General features: G+C 64.4%; 14 protein-coding genes and 1 tRNA gene. 3 read left to right on the plus strand and 12 right to left on the minus strand.

Going from position 1 to position 15,929, the window contains the following annotated elements:
* Positions 1-16 precede the first annotated feature (16 nt).
* Positions 17-2,383 carry an ATP-binding protein gene (locus JWP60_RS17255; RefSeq protein ID WP_299794063.1) on the plus strand — a complete coding sequence of 789 codons (2,367 nt, stop codon included), beginning with the start codon at positions 17-19 and terminating at the stop codon, positions 2,381-2,383.
* 65 nt (positions 2,384-2,448) lie between these two features.
* On the opposite strand, the gene JWP60_RS17260 is transcribed toward JWP60_RS17255, so the two are convergent.
* The 6 genes from JWP60_RS17260 to JWP60_RS17285 all read right to left on the minus strand — a co-directional run bounded on the left by JWP60_RS17260 (position 2,449) and on the right by JWP60_RS17285 (position 8,485).
* Positions 2,449-3,771 (minus strand): sorbosone dehydrogenase family protein, encoded by a 1,323-nt coding sequence (locus tag JWP60_RS17260; protein ID WP_299794067.1) that lies wholly within the window; start codon positions 3,769-3,771, stop codon positions 2,449-2,451.
* Between the two features lie 186 nt (positions 3,772-3,957).
* Positions 3,958-4,293: a hypothetical protein gene (locus tag JWP60_RS17265; RefSeq protein ID WP_299794070.1), complete on the minus strand. Its 336-nt coding sequence runs from the start codon at positions 4,291-4,293 to the stop codon at positions 3,958-3,960.
* 138 nt (positions 4,294-4,431) lie between these two features.
* Positions 4,432-5,526 carry an L-dopachrome tautomerase-related protein gene (locus tag JWP60_RS17270; protein WP_299794073.1) on the minus strand — a complete coding sequence of 365 codons (1,095 nt, stop codon included), beginning with the start codon at positions 5,524-5,526 and terminating at the stop codon, positions 4,432-4,434.
* A gap of 119 nt (positions 5,527-5,645) precedes the next feature.
* On the minus strand, positions 5,646-7,667 hold the full coding sequence (locus tag JWP60_RS17275; protein ID WP_299794076.1) for an FUSC family protein: 2,022 nt from the start codon (positions 7,665-7,667) through the stop codon (positions 5,646-5,648).
* Positions 7,664-8,131, minus strand: coding sequence for a GAF domain-containing protein (locus JWP60_RS17280; protein ID WP_299794078.1), 468 nt, complete (start codon positions 8,129-8,131; stop codon positions 7,664-7,666). Before JWP60_RS17280 ends, JWP60_RS17275 begins: the two co-directional genes overlap by 4 nt.
* A 39-nt stretch (positions 8,132-8,170) precedes the next feature.
* Positions 8,171-8,485 (minus strand): ATPase with chaperone activity, encoded by a 315-nt coding sequence (locus JWP60_RS17285; RefSeq protein ID WP_299794080.1) that lies wholly within the window; start codon positions 8,483-8,485, stop codon positions 8,171-8,173.
* A 478-nt stretch (positions 8,486-8,963) separates the two neighbouring features.
* Here JWP60_RS17285 and JWP60_RS17290 point away from each other — a divergent pair, with 478 nt between their 5' ends.
* The gene (locus tag JWP60_RS17290) at positions 8,964-10,754 is read left to right on the plus strand and encodes an NACHT domain-containing protein (RefSeq protein WP_299794084.1); all 1,791 of its coding nucleotides are present in this window, start codon (positions 8,964-8,966) and stop codon (positions 10,752-10,754) included.
* A 617-nt stretch (positions 10,755-11,371) separates the two neighbouring features.
* On the opposite strand, the gene JWP60_RS17295 is transcribed toward JWP60_RS17290, so the two are convergent.
* The 3 genes from JWP60_RS17295 to JWP60_RS17305 all read right to left on the minus strand — a co-directional run bounded on the left by JWP60_RS17295 (position 11,372) and on the right by JWP60_RS17305 (position 13,871).
* Complete coding sequence (locus tag JWP60_RS17295; protein ID WP_299794087.1) at positions 11,372-11,689, minus strand: hypothetical protein; 318 nt, start codon at positions 11,687-11,689, stop codon at positions 11,372-11,374.
* 284 nt (positions 11,690-11,973) lie between these two features.
* Entirely contained in the window at positions 11,974-13,236 is a 1,263-nt protein-coding gene (locus tag JWP60_RS17300; RefSeq protein WP_299794090.1) for a reverse transcriptase domain-containing protein, read from the minus strand.
* An 89-nt stretch (positions 13,237-13,325) separates the two neighbouring features.
* Positions 13,326-13,871 carry an SLATT domain-containing protein gene (locus tag JWP60_RS17305; protein ID WP_299794093.1) on the minus strand — a complete coding sequence of 182 codons (546 nt, stop codon included), beginning with the start codon at positions 13,869-13,871 and terminating at the stop codon, positions 13,326-13,328.
* Between the two features lie 253 nt (positions 13,872-14,124).
* Between JWP60_RS17305 and JWP60_RS17310 the strand changes: the two genes are divergently transcribed.
* Positions 14,125-14,198: transfer RNA gene (locus JWP60_RS17310), tRNA-Gly, on the plus strand.
* On the opposite strand, the gene JWP60_RS17315 is transcribed toward JWP60_RS17310, so the two are convergent.
* From JWP60_RS17315 to JWP60_RS17325, 3 genes are all read right to left on the minus strand, one after another.
* Entirely contained in the window at positions 14,164-14,589 is a 426-nt protein-coding gene (locus tag JWP60_RS17315; RefSeq protein ID WP_299794096.1) for a hypothetical protein, read from the minus strand. The genes JWP60_RS17310 and JWP60_RS17315 overlap by 35 nt on opposite strands.
* Positions 14,558-15,199 carry a GAF domain-containing protein gene (locus JWP60_RS17320; RefSeq protein ID WP_299794098.1) on the minus strand — a complete coding sequence of 214 codons (642 nt, stop codon included), beginning with the start codon at positions 15,197-15,199 and terminating at the stop codon, positions 14,558-14,560. The genes JWP60_RS17315 and JWP60_RS17320 overlap by 32 nt, the downstream gene beginning before the upstream one ends.
* Before the next feature lie 228 nt (positions 15,200-15,427).
* Positions 15,428-15,929 (minus strand): aldo/keto reductase (locus JWP60_RS17325; RefSeq protein ID WP_299794101.1); only part of this gene is annotated, 502 nt, incomplete at its 5' end.

The following is a 15,929-nucleotide window of genomic DNA, read 5'->3' on the forward strand; positions in this document are numbered from 1 at the left end:
GGCACCGCTCGCCGCCGTGTTCCTTGCCTACTTCGTCGCCGCGGCCGCCGTGGTGTACGCCTTCGGCGAGTCCACGCCCGTGTGGTACTCCAACGCCTTCGTGATCGTTGCGCTGCTGCGCCAGCCGGTGCGCACCTGGCCGGCCTATCTGCTGGTCGCCGGGATCGCCGACGCAGCGGCATACGCATTGTTCGGGCATCGCCTGGCGCCCGTGCTGGCGCTGCCCGACATGCTGGAGGTCGCGCTGGTGGCCGGCGCCATCCAGCTCACGGGCGGCGTGCACGCGCCGATCTTCGAGGGTGGCCAGATCGCGCGCGTGATCCTCGCCTGCCTGCTGGGCCCGGCGGTCAGCGGCGCGCTCGGCGCCTGGATGGTCAGCTCGCTGCTGCACGTCCCGTTCGAGGAGGCCTGGCTCACCTGGTACAGCGCCGCGGCCCTCGGCCTGCTGATCGTCGGGCCCTTTCTCTTCAGCTGGTTCGATCCGCTCCTGCGTGCCCGCGCTTTCGAACGCGTGAGCCGGCACGAGGCGATCCTGCTGGCCGGCGGCGCGGTGCTGGTGGCGCTGCTGCTCTCGGTGGAGCATCACCAGGAGATCCTGTTCTTCACCTTCCCCGTGCTGTTTGCCATGACCTGGCGCCTGGGCCTGGTCGGCGCCACCGTCGGCGTGCTGGTGATCGCGCTCTGTTCGATGTACGGGACGCTGGAGGGACGCGGCGCGCTGGTCAGCGTGGCCTTGCCCTTCACCGCGATCGGCGACCGGATCCAGGTGATGCAGGCCTACCTGGCCGCGGTGCTGCTTTCCAGCCTGCCGCTGGCGCTGCTCGATGCGCGCCAGCGCGAGCTCGCCGCCAGCCTGCGCCGCACCGGCGAGGCCCGCGCCGAATTCCTGGCGGCCATGAGCCACGAGATCCGCACGCCCATGACGGGTGTGCTGGGCATGGTGGACCTGCTGTCCTCCGAACAGCTCAATCCCCGGCAGCGCAGTTATGTCGATGCGATGCGCTCGTCGGGCCGCCATCTCCTGAGCATCATCAACGACATCCTCGATTTCTCGCGCATCGAAAGCGGCAAGCTCGAACTGGAGGTGGTCGACTTCTCCCTGCGCGAATCGATCGAGCACCTGCGCTCGCTGGCGCATCCGCTGGCGGTGGAGCGCGGCTTGCCGCTGCACTTCGAGCTCGATGCCGTGCAGGCCGACGCCTTGCGCGGCGATCCCTTGCGTCTGCGCCAGGTGCTGCTCAACCTGGTGGGCAATGCCATCAAGTTCACGGAGCAGGGCAAGGTCACGCTCACGGTGTCGCAGCGTCCGCGCGAGGATGCCGCGGGCTGGTGCGTGCGCTTCGCCGTGCAGGACACCGGCGTGGGGATCGATCCCGCCCAGCTGCAGCAACTGTTCGCACCATTCACGCAGGCCGATCGCTCGATCGCGCGCCAGTACGGCGGCAGCGGCCTCGGGCTGGCCATCAGCCAGCGGCTGGTGCAGGCCATGGGCGGCGAACTCGAGGCGACCAGCGTGCCGGGGGAGGGCAGCACCTTCTGCTTCGAGCTGCCGCTCGCCCCGGGGGACCCGCGCGCCGCCGCCGTGGTCGAAAGCGCGCAGGCGCGGCCCGTCGCGCCGCGCCGCATCCTGGTCGCCGAGGACGTGGAGATCAACCGGCAGATCCTGCGCACCACGCTCGCGCGCCAGGGCCACCACGTCGTGTTCGCGCACGACGGGGCGCAGGCGCTGGAGCTGGTGCAACGCCAGCGCTTCGACATCGTGCTGATGGACGTGCAGATGCCGGTGCTCGATGGCGTGGAGGCAACGCGCCGCATCCGCCAGCTGCCGGGACCCGTGTCGGGCATTCCCATCATCGGCCTCACGGCCAACGTGATGGCGCGCGAGCGCGAGCGCTACCTCGGCGCGGGCATGAACGCCTGCCTGGCCAAGCCGATCGAGTGGCGGCAACTGGAGGCGGCGCTCGCGGATTACGGCGAGGGCGGCCTGGGCGCAAGCGCGCTCGATCCATGGGCCGAAGACGCTGGCATGGCTGCATCGCCGCTCGAATTGGTCGACGACCGGGCGCTGGCGGATCTGCGCGAACTGGCCGGTGACGAGCAGGTCGTGGAACTACTGCGGGTCGGCATGCGCGGCTACGAGGACTACTGCCAGCGCATGGAGGCGCCCGGGGTCACCGCCGAAGCCATGCTGCGCGATGCGCACCGCCTGAAGGGATCGTCGGGCACGCTCGGCTTCGGGGCGATCAGCCGGCTGGCCAGCATCATCGAAGAAGCGGCCGCCCAGGGCGAGACGCCGCGCGAACTGGTGCCGGCGCTGCGCGCCACCATGCAGGCGACGCGGGAGGAGCTGACGCGGCGCGGCTTGCTGGAAGAGGCGGCATAGCGATCCGCGAAAGCAAGGGACCGTGACGTGCATCCCGGCGCAAGTCCGGGATGCCGTAAAACGGATCAATGTGCCGCGGTCACCCGCCACACGGTATTGCCGACGTCATCGGCCACCAGCAGTCCGCCCTTGCCATCCATTGCCACGCCCACCGGCCGGCCATAGGCCTTGCCCCTGGCGTCGACGAAGCCGGTGAGGAAGTCTTCCGGCGGGCCCGAGGGCTTGCCGCCGGAGAAGGGCACGAAGGCCACCTTGTAGCCATTGAGCTGCTTGCGGTTCCACGAGCCGTGCTCGCCGACGAAGGCGCCGCTCGCGTAGTTGCCGGGCATGTGCGAATCCGAGAACGTCAGGCCCAGGGGCGCGACGTGCGAGCCGAGGCCGTAGTCGGGCACCACTGCCTTGGCCACCAGCTCGGGATGCGGCGGCTTGGCGCGCTCGTCGACGTGCTGGCCCCAGTAGCTCCAGGGCCAGCCGTAGAAGGCGCCGTCCTTCACGGAGGTGAGGTAGTCCGGCACCAGGTCGTTGCCCAGTTGGTCGCGCTCGTTCACCACCACCCACAGCGCCTTGCTTTGCGGCTCCCAGCCCATGCCGTTCGGGTTGCGCAGGCCGGTGGCGAACAGGCGCTTGTCGCCGTTGGAACGATCGATCTCCCAGATCGCCGCGCGACCTTCTTCCGCGGCCAGGCCGTTATCGAGGATGTTGCTGTTGGAGCCGACCGTCGCATACAGCTTGCTGCCGTCAGTGCTGGCGATCACGTTCTTGGTCCAGTGGTGGTTGGCGCCCGCGGGCAGGTCGGTCACCTTCACCGGCTGCTCGGTGATGCTGGTATCGCCCTGGTGGTAGGCCACCTTCACGATCGCGTCGGCGTCGGCGATGTACAGCTCGTTGCCCACCAGCACCATGCCGAAGGGCGAGAACAGGCCGCTCATGAAAACCGTCCTGGTATCCGCCACGCCGTCGCCGTTGGTGTCGCGCAGCAGCATGATCCTGTTGGGGCTGGGCACACCGGCACCGGCCCGCCTCTGGATGAACTTCATCGCCTTGCCGGTGAGGCCCTTGCTCATCTTGTCGACCTGGCCGTCCTTGGGCGGCGGCGCATTGCTCTCGGCCACCAGCACGTCGCCATTGGGCAGCGTGTAGACCCAGCGCGGATGCTCCAGCCCGGCGGCGAAGGCCGTCACGGTGAAGCCGGCCGGGGCCTTCGGCATCGCCCCCTTGGGCCAGCCCTGCGCGGGCGCGATGTGGACGGTGGGCACCAACTTCTGCTCGCGCGGAGGCGGCAACTCGGGATTGGGGCCGGCACCGGGCGGATACGTTTGTGCAAACGCAGCGGCGGCGCACGCGGCGGCCACGGCTGCGAGGGTCAGGGAGCGGGGGAGGGAGGACATCTCCCGAGCTTGTGCGATGACTGGCGTTTGGCGTGTAGGTGAACTTTGAGAGTTGACGGGCGGCGGGGGAATGGATCCCGGGTCGAGCCCGGGATGACATCCGGGGGGTCCCGGGGTGAGGGCCGGACTGACATCCGAGGGATCCCGGGTTGAGCCCGGGATCACATCCGAGGGTCCGGCGATGCGTCAGGCGGGCGAGCCGGCCTGGATCTGCTTCTTCAGGCGCGAGGCCTCGTCGTGCGCACGCTGCACCGCCTGCTGCAGGTCCTGGCTCACGTTGCCGCCGGCCTGCTGGCATGCGGCCTTCATGCGGTCGGCCGCGGATTCGAGCTGCAGCACCGTCTGGCGCAGCGCGTTCTCGTCCGATCCACCGTCCTTCTTGGCCTGGCTGGCCTGCTGGTGGAAGCTCTCGACCTGCTGGCGCAGGTCCTGCGGGACATTCCCGGATTGCGCCGCGCGCTTGGCGTCGTCGGCACATTGCTCGATGCGGGCTATGGATTGCTTGAGTTCTTGCGATTGCATGCGATCTCCTGGGTTGGGGGCGGCGGAAGCAACGCCCCGAGGGGACCAGGGTGGGACCGCGCCTACGCCCGCGAAAGACGGCGAGCGTCTCGCTGGCGTGTCGGCGCAAGCCGACCCGGCCGTGAACCCCTGCGTGCCTCACTGCTCGATGCGGAACAGCGTCGTCTTCACCGCCAGCGGCTTGGCGGCATCGAACCAGTTCATGTCCGGGATGTGCGAGGCCGTGACGTACATCGTGCCGTCGGGTCCCTGCGAGAAGGTGTCGGGCCAGCGCAGTCGCGCGTCCTGCACCAGCATGCGCAGTTGCTGGCCCTCGCGCACCTTCACCGCGTTCTCCTGCACGGCGCTCACATACATGCGGTCCGCCGCATCGATCCACAGGCCGTCGGCCGGGCCGTTCTCGCCGACCTTTTCGACCTGCGATTCGAGCTGCTCGGGCGGCAGCGAATCGTCGCGCAGTGCCTCCGTCGGCACGCGGTACAGCGTGCGCCCCTTGATCGCCTGCCAATAGAGCCAGCGGCCGTCCGCAGACAGCGCGATGCCGTCGGCCGAGAACTCGACGCCGCGCCCGTCCGTGCGGCGCAGCACCTTGCCCTCGACCTGGATCTGCACGTCCTTCTCGGGCTGCGTGCTCGGGTGCCCGTCGAGGACGCGCCGCGACTTGCCCGAGGCCAGGTCCACCACGACGAGCGCGCCGCGCGCACCGGACTCGGTAAGGAAGGCATGCTGGCCGTCGGCGCTGAAGCGCACGTCGTTGAGATAACTGCCTTGCGGCGCGATGGACTCGTCGAAGGCGATGGTCTGCAGCACGCGGTCCTGCGGATCGATCTTGACCAGCTTGGGGCCGCCGGGTACCACGCGGTCCTGTGCCGGCGCGGCCGGATCCAGCACCCACACATTGCCCCGCGCATCGGCCACGACGCTCTGCACGCACACCCAGTGGTCGTGCGGCGTCATCTCGTCCTTCTTCGCGTTGCGCCAGGCGTTCCACTCGGCGTTGGGGAAGGGACGCAGCGAGCCGTCGGGCCGCAGCTCCGCCACCGAGAGGGGCGCGTCCTCGCTCCAGCGGGGGAAGTTGACGATGATGCGGTTCGACGGCGTGACGGTGACGCCCGTGACCTGGTGCTCGAACTCGGCGACGACGACGAGGCGGGCGGGGGCGCCTGAAGCCGCGGCTGTGCCGTTGGACGAAGTGACGGAGTCGGAGGGGAGATTGCGTTCTTCTTTGCTCATGGGGGTCCTCGGGAAGAGAAACCCATGTGGCCAGAGAAGGGGCCGGTGCCATGTCGGTGAACGGAGGGCGGCGCTGTCGGAAGACTGGCGCGCGCCTGGCCGATCAGCAGGAGAGCGGCTCAGGCAACCTCGGCCGCCATCGCATCCGCGATCGCACCGGCATGCCGCAGCCAGTGACGAGCCAGCCGCAGGCGATCGTCGTCGGCAGGCTGCGACGGCAGCGGCTTGCCGTGCGGCGAAGACGCTGCTTCGTGACCTTCGAGCCGCGCGGCGACTTCGCAAAGACGATCGCTCACGTGCCGCGCGCAATCCGCCAGCGCCGCATCGCCACGCAGTTCCGCGGGATGCTCGTCGACTACGCGATAGAGATGGCGCAGGCAGTAGGCCAGGCGGGTGAGCTGGTGCAGGCGCTGCCGATGCTTCTGCTTGTGCGCGGGATAACTCGTCTCGGTGACCGGGCCGAGTGCGGAGCGCAGCGATTGCAGCTCGCGATCGAGTGCGCGCACGGCGTCGCGGGCGGGCGGCGGCTGCGCGGCATCGAACGCCTCGCGCAGCACCTGTGCCGCCTTGCGCAGCAGCGCCGCGCTCTCGCGATCCGCGTGGTCCTGCGTGCGCACCGGGAACACCACCAGGCCGCTGGCCAGAGCGATGGCGGCGCCGGCCAGCGTCTCCTGCAGGCGGATCACCAGCAGGCCGGAGGCGTCCATGCCCAGCAGGCCGTAGAGCATCGCGAGCATGGACGTGAGCATCGCGCTATAGAGCGACTGCAGGCCGCGATAGGCATAGAAGCCGACGGCGATAAAGACATACAGCAGCACCAGTTGCAGCGCCGTGTGGCCGCCCACCGCATCGGCCACGGCCAGCCCCAGTGCCACGCCGGCAACGGTTGCGAGGACGCCCTTCCATGTCTGCGACAGCGTCTGCGCCACGTTGCTGGCTCGCGTGAACACGACGAAGCTCGCGAACACCGCCCAGAACCAATGATCCGGCGAGATGAAGTGGCCGGCGATCCCCGCACCCGCGGCCGCGACGGCGCCCTGGATCGCCTGGCGCGTCGGCTCGTCGAGCGCGAACCAGCGGCGGCGCTGCGCGGTGGCGGCGCGGCCGTCGGTGGCCGAGGGCGTGCGCGCGGGCTGCAACGAAGGCAGGGGCAGGGCCCACGCGGGCTCGTCGGCGATCACGTGCAGCGCATGGCGCAGGCGCCAGTGCAGATCGGCGTCCTCCCGGTGCGCATGCTGCGCCTGGAAGGTGTCGGCATCGAAACGCGTGCCGCCGCGCACCGATTGCAGCAAGCCGCAAAGCGCGGCACGCAGCGCCTGCTGTTCGCCAGACCGCCGCAGCAGCGCGGCGACGGCGCTGGCCAGCGACTCGGCCGCCAGTTCGTCGTGCAGCAGGCGGTCGCGCAACACCGCGACGGCATCGCCCGCATCGTCGTGGCCCGCAAGCTGCGCCAGGCGGGCGTCGAGCGCAAGCGATTGCGCATTGAGCGCTTCGACCTGGCGCTGCACACGCGCCGCCGCACGCTGGTGATCGCTCGCGTCGAGGCTGCGCAGCAAGGCGCGCAGCAGCAACGCCATGCGCGCACGCAAGGCGCGCAGCTGCTGGCGCAGAACGCGATCGCGCCGGTCGGGCGTGAGCAGGCGCACCCCGTAAGCGATGGTCGTGCCGACGACAAGAAAGCCCGCGACCACGAAGCCGCTGCCGGGATCCGGCTTGAGCAGCAGCGCATAGAAGTACGCCAGGTAGGCGATCGTGCCCAGGGCGACGCCGCGCGGGCCGAAGCGCCGGCCCTCGAAGCCGGCGACGATCACGATCAGGAACACGACACCAGCGGCAAGCGGCGCGTCGTGCAGCCACGCGCCCAGCCACGCCGCGGGTGCAGCGACCAAGGGCAGCAGCAGCATGGTGATGCGCTGTTGCGCGGGCGTGGGGTCCTGCACCGCGACCGCCGACATCAGCGGCACCACCACGCCGATCAGGGCCAGCTTCGCGGGTTGTTGCAGCAGATGGGCGATGCCCAGGAGGATGGCGGCGCCGATGGCCGCGGTGAGCCAGGCGCGCACGGCACCGCGCAGGCGAGCGCGCTCGGGGTCGGAGGCGACGAAGCGATCGGAGAGCAGGCCGGCGAGGCGGCGGTTCACGCGTGTCGCACGTCCAGGAAGGGCAGGAACAGCGTGGCCGCGTGCGCCAGCAGGGGCAGCTCGCTGCTGATGGACTCGCACGGCTTGAAGTCGAAGTGGCACAGCGTGCCGACCGCGTGGCCGCCGGCATCACGAATAGGCGTGCCGCAATACGACTCGACGGCATTGGCCTGCATCCACGGAAAGCGCGGGTCGTGGTGGCCGTCGGTGACTTCCAGCGGCTGGTTGGTACCCGCGGTGATGGCGCAGAAGGTCTCGTTCATGGGCGCGTCATGCCCGCGCGTCAGCGCCGGGGTCCAGCGATCGAACAGCGCCACGTTGCGCAGCGTGTCGCCATCGAAGCGGTAGATGCCGGTGAAGCGGAAGGGTGTGCGAGCGTTGAGCAGGCGCAAGGCTGCAGGCAGGCCACCGCTGTCCAGCGCGGTGGTGAGGCGCTGCAGGTCGGCGGTGGGGGAGGCGGCCATTCGGACCAGTGTAGGGGCGAGAACGTTTGTCTGCCCGGCTCAGCTAGCAGGCGAGGGCGCCCTCCAATCCAGCAGTTCGGCGAGCCGCGTGACGACCCACGTCGCTTCGGACGGCTGCACGGTCGAGCCTTCCGCCGTGAGGCCAAGCTGGATTTGCTGCAGCACCTCGCCCGCGCTGGCGCCGGACTTGAATTGCGCGGTAGAGGCCCGGTCGGTCAGCATCTGCGCCAGGTCTTCGCAGAGCTCGTAGCGCTCGCGGACCGTGGACATCGGCTCGGTGAGACGGTGGCCGGAGGGGGTGGTGAAGAGGGCGAGGAAGGACGGGGGGACTTCGATCTGGTTGGGGTCGTGCATGAGGTCGGGAGGTCGGATGCTTGACCTCGATGATGTCATCCCGGGGTTGACCGGGGATCCATCGTGGTGCGACACGATGCTGCTGTGGGTTCAGGCAGCAAACAGGCCCGGCGCTTGGGCGACCGCGCCTCGCAACGAACTCTAGCAGGGTGAGAGCGTGGCGGATGGCTACTGCGGTGTTCCACGAATGCGAACCGACGCTGTGAGCTTGGGAAGCTCAGGTCCTGCCATTGAACGACGCCCGCGGTTCGGCGGCAGACTGTATTCTGGTTTGCCGACTGTCGGTCCGACGCTGGGCACGTTACAGGGGCGGGGATCGCGTGCGAAGGGTTTGAATGCGTCACAACAGACTTGTTGGAAGTCTGAGAACCATGTGCATGCACCGCATCCCGAAGCGAAAGCTATGAGTTCCTTGATCCTGTACGATCTACGCGACCTAAATTGAAGCGCGGTTAACAAGAACGGCACCGGAGGCGAGATGCTCGAAGCGATTGCTGCAAGGATCCTAGACAGCGCGGCCGCCGGCGCGACTTCAGTGCTTCTTGAAGCAGTCAAACGCCAGAACGCTTCGCTGCTGCGCGCGCAGGAAGGGCCTGTTCAAGCGAACTTTGTGGCCACCTCAGCGTTGGTAAAGCAAGCCATCGCTCGGCACGCTCAGGAGATAAAGGCATGGTCAAGTAGCATCCGCATTTCGGACTCGCGGACTCACAAGTCGGTGTTAGCGATATACGTCGATCTCGACACGTACTTGATGCCGCTGAGCACACACGTAGACCGATCAGAAAGAAGTCAGACGCAGCCCCTTTTGACTGCGTTACAAAATTCGAACGCGCATGCAGCAATCTTGGGAAATCCTGGTGCGGGCAAGACAACTTCACTGCAGAAGATATGCGCCGACTTCTTCTCGAAGGGCAAAGTCCTAGCGAACTACAACTTCCCTCTGTTGATCCGACTACGCGAACTTACAAGCAGCAAAAGCGTTCACCCGATCTACGACCGCCTGCAGGAAACTCTTGGAATTGCTGTCTTGTTCCCCGAGGAGAAGCAGCAAAGCTTATCATCGGAAGTTTGTGCCGGCATCGTTAGACAAACCATCAATGAATACCTAAATGGTCTCGGCGTCGTTCTCCTATTGGACGGTTTTGATGAAATCTCGAACGAGGTGGTCAAGCAGAGGGTCATTGCCGACATTGAGACTTTAGCCAACTTTCTCCGGCACTCTCGAATGCTAGTCACATCGAGGAGTCGTGAGTTCAGGTACAAGTTAGGCAATCTAGAAAAGTTTGAGATCGCTCCACTCAAGGAGGAGCAAATCGAAGTCTTCGCACGGCGATGGCTCGCCTCAGAAGGAGATGCGAAGGATTTCCTTAGCAAGCTTCAGGGAAGCCCGTACCAAGATACCGCGATGCGGCCTTTGACCGTCGCTCACCTGTGTGCAATTTACGAGCGCATCCGGACCATTCCGGAAAAGCCGAAAAGCGTATACAAGCGCATCGTAAATTTACTGCTGGAAGAATGGGACAGCCAGAGGCAGATTGTTCGCCGGTCCGTCTATGCTGGATTCGACCTCGACCGAAAATTCGAGTTTTTGGCGCATGTAGCTTTCATGCTCACGATACAGGGAGAACTCGTTTTTGACAGCGCGCTTCTCGCGAGCATCTATACCTCGATCCACATGGAGTACGGTCTTCCTGAGCGGGAGGCTGCTGATGTCATCGGGGAGATTGAATCTCACAGCGGTCTGATCATAGAAAGCAGCTACCGTAGCTATGAGTTCGCGCACAAGTCGCTCCAAGAGTACCTCGCTGCTGATTACATAGTTCGACTGCCTAATGCCAAGTTCTTGGAAGGTGAGTTCTCCAAACTCGCGAACGAACTTGCCGTCGCTACTGCGCTATCTTCGAAGCCGGCAGCTTACCTCGGTGAGCTCGTGCTTGGATCTTTGATCGATGCCAAGCTCGACCAAGCGTGGTACAACGTCTTTCTTGGGCGCCTTGCAATTGAGAAGACCGAGTTTCAGACGGGATATACGCCGCAGGCCACATTCGCCGCAGTAACTCTTCTCTCGTTTGCGGAAAATCCCGAGTCTTTTGTGCCACTTCTTCAGCCAATGCTGCCGGGCGATCTGTTCACCTTCCTAGAAAATCACTACAAGGTGCACACAAGGAGTCACAGCGCAAAAGGTGAATTCGTGACGTTCAAGAAGATAAAGGATTTTGACGGGTACGTTCTCGCGCCAACGATCAGACTTCCAACAAGTCTGTTGTGACGCATTCAAACCCATCGCACGCGATCCCCGCCCCTGTAACGTGCCCCAGCGTCGGACCGACAGTCGGCAAACCAGAATACAATCTGCCGCCGAACCGCTGGCGTCGTTCAATGGCAGGGCCTGAGCTTCCCAAGAATCGGGCACAGTAGCGACCCCACATCGAGGTCTTCCCTCGCTGCATCGGCCGGAGCCATGCGGATTCCTCTGTTGCTCCCCTCCAACGTCTAGACCGTCACTGAGCTTGGGAAGGTCCGAGCCGGTCGTCCACGGCCGGCGTCGCCATCTTGTCCGTCGTGTTCACCGACTGAGCTTCCCTGAGGTTCCTGCGGTTTACCTGGATCGGGGAAACTCCCAAACCTCAGTTGAAGCCGGTGTCCTCGGCGGCAAACACTCCAAATTCGGGTTCCAAGTCGCCTCCCCACTGGTTGACAGTTGTTCCGCCCGAGAACGGTCACTCGCCTTCACCCATATTCCGCCGGGGTAAATGTCAGGTATGGGAGCAGAGTGCAAACAACTACCCCCTAGCTCCCACGAACCCATTACCCTTCACCGGGATAAAAGTTAGATATGGGAGCAGAGTGCAAACAACTATCCTCGTCCTCCACGAGCCACACGCATCACTCCCGGATGGAATTCGGGTGAAATCCATCGCGAACGACGCGAGGCGACATCAAGGGTAGCACTCTCACGGGGCCGCAGATCTCGGTATCCCGACCTGGTGCGCCGATCGACTCCGCCGTTGCTTCGACCACCGGAACGCACCGACGATCACCAAGCAGCTTCTCACGCGATTTGAACATCATCATCATCAAATCGTTGTCTCCAAGAGGATCGTGCAGCGCATCCACGTAGCACTTGTCGCTCACTTCCCGATCGCAGCTTCCTTCAACCTCACCCGAAAATCGGCCCACCGTCACAGCGACGATCGGCTCCACCGCGGGTTCCTGCACCTCCCAGACAGTACGTCAAGAGCTTAGAGAGATTCGGGACATGCTTGGGCAAGAGTGGTTGAGAGAGTGCGTCACCCCATTACTCGTTCCTGTTTGGACGGTTTGGGTGGTAGCTCGGGTCTGCGCGGCCGTCGGGTCGGAGGGCTGCGTCTGGAAAGCCTCTCGACGAATGCCACGGATCATTTCGCTTTCGGACGCTTTGTGCCTTTCGACTTGGCGGATTCCAGTGCAGGCATGCTGATGCATATCCCCATCCGGGGATAACTGCCCTATGACATGCTGGACACGTCCTTCTGAAGCTTGTGCGTCGCGCGACCAATAATACGGTTAAAGGCAATCAATACCTCGTCATCTGGAAGGCCAGCGACATTTACCCCAATCTCACTGAGGAACGTGCGAACTGCAGGAACCGTTAGCAAATCGTAGTTCGGAATATACCTGTGGGTAGCCTTGTCGGTTCGTTTCGCTTCGAAGTACGCTTTCACCGCTCGCTTGGGGTTGGGTGGCACTGCAATCTTAAACCTGTTGAACAATAGGCGCACGGTGTTGTCGATCCGGTGCAGCACAGTGGGATCATTGATTTGCGAATAGTAGAAGACCCATCCAAAGCGCTGACCCTTGTAGATACATCCCGTGAGCTTCAGATTTAGATTCCACCGAAAGCGTGCACGAGCGGCGTCGCGTTCAAGAACGGTCACAGCTGTTCTGAGTCGATGCCGATACTCAACGAACGTCTCGACCAAGGAGCCTTCGAATGCGAGCACATTAGTCGCCTTGACCGAGATACGAGTCGGCTCTACTGAGTACCCCAAATACGTGAATCCCGCAGCAGTCAACCCGATGTGGCTCTTTGATCCTGGCTCATTGATAGGGTGCGGTGACAGCTTCGACGCGCGCAAAATTCCAAACACTTCCTTGCATAGCGGACCGGGGTCAACGTCAGTAAGGATGATGATGTCATCCACATACCTGATGTATACAGGCGCGAGCGATTTGATTCGAGCATCAACCTCCAGCATGAAGATCTCAGCCAATACGTTTGATATTGACAGGCCTTGGGGCACTCCCTTGGTTCTAGTCGAAGCGTTGTTGACTGCGTTTTCAGCAACAGTCGGATTCATGAGAGCGTTCGCAACGAGCTTGCGAAACGCGGGCAATCGCGCTCGCCGCCTAGCGCGAGACAGGACAATGGAATGATTCAGTGACGGATAGAAGTCGCGGAGGTCAATTCGTATGAAGTGAGGATACTTTCCGGAGTCAACAGCGGCTTTCAGAGCGTCAATCTTGCCTTGCGGAAGGTCCGGTCTCGCTTCCGGATAAATGTCAAACAGATAGTCGCAAAGAGCTCGAAGCGTGACCCGGTCACGGATGGTGGGAATGGCAAGCTGCCTTGGCGCCTTGTCAGCACCACGAGAAACGAGCTTCTCTCTGTATTTTGTGTACTCGTAGGTCCCTGCGAGCGCCTTCTTGGAGATCAGGGCGACCTCAGAGGCAAGGCGTCCTAGGAAGTTGCGCGCGTCGACTCTGTCCAACCCGACGGCTCGACTTTCGGAAAGGCGCTTCGAGTATGTGTCCGCTATCCCGGTAGGGGAGAACTTTTCGCGAAAAGCCTTAGCCGCATTTATTTTTGCCATCCGAATGCGAGGCCGAGTGGAAGAAGGTACACGACACCGAAGGCCGCAACGCGAAGCGACCAGTGCAGTCCGAACAACAGGTAGTCAGACGTCGAAGGCATTCTGGAGGTGAGCCCTGTCCTGTTTAGAACGCGAAAATGGCGATCGTCATAGGAGGTGTGGTTCTCACATTCCTGGAGAAGTTTTGCGTATCGTGACGGCTTTTCAGTTGCAGGCACGGTGCCAGCTTTCAGCTCGTCGTACAAGGTCTTCAGCGCAAGATGATTGGCACGCATCATCAACGCACGACCCTTGAAATCGCGGCTCGCGACGAGCATCGATATTGCGAGTAAGCCAACGGACAGGATGGCCAGCGAAATGTCGGTATCTGGACCGAGGAACTTCTCGTGCCTGACCGCAATGATAGACCCGGCAGTGCTCAGTACTGCATACCAGACAAGCAGTACCTGCGAGTGAAGATCGTCGTTGCGCAGCCTGACTTCAGCGGCAATACGAGCCTTGTAAGTGAACCAGATGTCGTCAAACTGCGGCATGAAGGTGGAGGGGCGAGTATTGAGAAGTAAGTAATTCGCCCTTGTTCAGGACCAGGGACATAGTCCCAACGGGTTGCCCCGTTAGTCATTAGATTCGCCGTTTGCACAGCCTCGTGCCCGCCGCTCCGAGGCGGATACTAACTCATTCCACATTCGAGAAGCGAGGTAGATGGGAGCATCAGCATGCCTCCACTGGAATCTACCCAGCCGCGCTCGGAGCAGAGAACGCCCCTGTACAATCCGCCGCTGTCCCGCGGGCGTCGTTCAATGGCAGGACCTGAGCTTCCCAAGCTCAAGACGTGGGTTCGATCCCCATCGCCCGCTCCACGCTTTCCACCTCCGCGGTCCTGCTCGCGCGATCACCCTGCGGCGGGTGTGCGCCAGTCCCCACCCGCATCCCCTGCTCTTGCCACTCCTCCCTCTCCGGCGGCCGCCAGAAGGTGTCGTAGACATAGAAGATTGTGAAGAGCCCCATCGCGCACAGCACCGCCGCGCCGAAGGCTGCGAAGTCCGTGCTCGTGGGGTTGTGTCCGGGCCGCAGCCAACGCAGCGAGCCAAGCAGGCACACCAGCACGAAGAGCGTCGCGATCCAGAAGGCCGCATGCAGCAGTTTCGAGATCAGGCGGCCCAGTATTCGCTTCATGCCTTCGACAGGAACGAGATGGCGGCAGCAGGTGCTCGCGCCCTCACGCCTGCTCCAGCGCCCGCGCCAGCGCACGGGCAACCGATTGCAGCACGGCCCGGGGCTCGTCCAGTTTCAAGCGTGGCTGGTGGGCATAGGCGCAGACGGTGCCGAACACGCGGCCGTCGCGCGTCACGATCGGGGCGATGATGTGCGCGCGAATGTCGTACTCGCGGGTGGCCGCAAGCCGCGCTGCTTCGGGGTTGGCGCGCGCATCCGACAACTTGGGCGGCAGGCGTCCGTCCAGCACGCGCTGGCAATAGGTCGCTTCCAGCGGGTCGGCCTGGCCCGCCGTCATTGCCTGCGGGTCTCCGGGTTCGCTGGCCACGTTGCGGATCAGGCGCTTGCCGTTGAGGAATTGCGCGACGAACACCACGTCCATGCCGGTGCGCTCGCGCACCTGTCGCAAGAGGCCGGTGATCGGCTCGAAGAAGGTATTGCTGCTGCCGTCCGCAGTGGTGGTCACGAACTCGCCGGACACGACCTCGACCCCGGAGAGGTCGTCCCAGTCGGTGATGAATTCGGTCGGGAGTTCATCCGGGTGGCCGTGCACGGCATCGGCCAGCTTCACGTGGTCCAGCCGCGGCTGCGCCTCCTTGGGAGCAGTCCTCGCGCTGCGGAACGGATGCCAGATTTCACGTCGCATGGCTTCTCACCGCGAACGTGTTGCGCGCGCCGCAATGGGCGGGCAGGGCGCCCGGCGGCGCCTGGTGGAATGGGACGATGCGACTCACCTTGTGCGCACTGGCTGTTCTGTGGGCGTGGACGCGATACTGCCGACCCGCAACCGGCCGCGAAGACAGCGCAAACGCACATCGGCGGTCGGACAACTCCCGTAGCGCTGCAACGGCAGCGTTTGCCCGACCCGCGTCGCTCAGTCCCGCCGTGCTTCCCTCAGCTGCTGGCGGCGGAACTCGCCCTGCCGCTCCAGCATCCAGCCGGGATATTCCGGCGCCAGTTTGCTCACCGCATCGATCTGCTGCAGGTCTTGCGCGCTCAGTCGCACCTCGGTTGCCCGGATGTTGTCGGCCAGTTGGTCGGGCCGCTTGGCACCCACGATCACGCTGGTCACCTGCGGCTGGTGCAGCAGCCAGGCCAGCGCCACCTGCGCGACCGACACGCCCCGGGCCTGCGCGATCGGGCGCATCGCGTCGACGCAGTCCCAGGCGCGGTCCTTGTCGACCGGCGGGAAGTCGAAGGCGGTGCGGCGGCTGCCGGCCTCGCCCTGCTGCTCGCGGCCGTACTTTCCGCTGAGCAGGCCGCCCGCCAGCGGACTCCAGACCATCAGCCCCAGGCCTTCGCTTTGCAGCATCGGGATCAGCTCGCGCTCCAGGTCGCGGCCCGCCACCGTGTAATACGCCTGCAGCGATTCGAAG

This window comes from Ramlibacter sp., from assembly GCF_028291745.1.
Classification (GTDB): domain Bacteria; phylum Pseudomonadota; class Gammaproteobacteria; order Burkholderiales; family Burkholderiaceae_C; genus Ramlibacter.

Bases quoted from the DNA above. Each gene is read 5' to 3' on its own strand.
- JWP60_RS17280 (WP_299794078.1), bottom strand. From the start codon at position 8,131: ATGGCCGCCTCCCCCACCGCCGACCTGCAGCGCCTCACCACCGCGCTG.
- JWP60_RS17260 (WP_299794067.1), bottom strand. From the start codon at position 3,771: ATGTCCTCCCTCCCCCGCTCCCTGACCCTCGCAGCCGTGGCCGCCGCG.
- JWP60_RS17285 (WP_299794080.1), bottom strand. From the start codon at position 8,485: ATGCACGACCCCAACCAGATCGAAGTCCCCCCGTCCTTCCTCGCCCTC.
- JWP60_RS17290 (WP_299794084.1), top strand. From the start codon at position 8,964: ATGCTCGAAGCGATTGCTGCAAGGATCCTAGACAGCGCGGCCGCCGGC.
- JWP60_RS17270 (WP_299794073.1), bottom strand. From the start codon at position 5,526: ATGAGCAAAGAAGAACGCAATCTCCCCTCCGACTCCGTCACTTCGTCC.
- JWP60_RS17305 (WP_299794093.1), bottom strand. From the start codon at position 13,871: ATGCCGCAGTTTGACGACATCTGGTTCACTTACAAGGCTCGTATTGCC.
- JWP60_RS17265 (WP_299794070.1), bottom strand. From the start codon at position 4,293: ATGCAATCGCAAGAACTCAAGCAATCCATAGCCCGCATCGAGCAATGT.
- JWP60_RS17320 (WP_299794098.1), bottom strand. From the start codon at position 15,199: ATGCGACGTGAAATCTGGCATCCGTTCCGCAGCGCGAGGACTGCTCCC.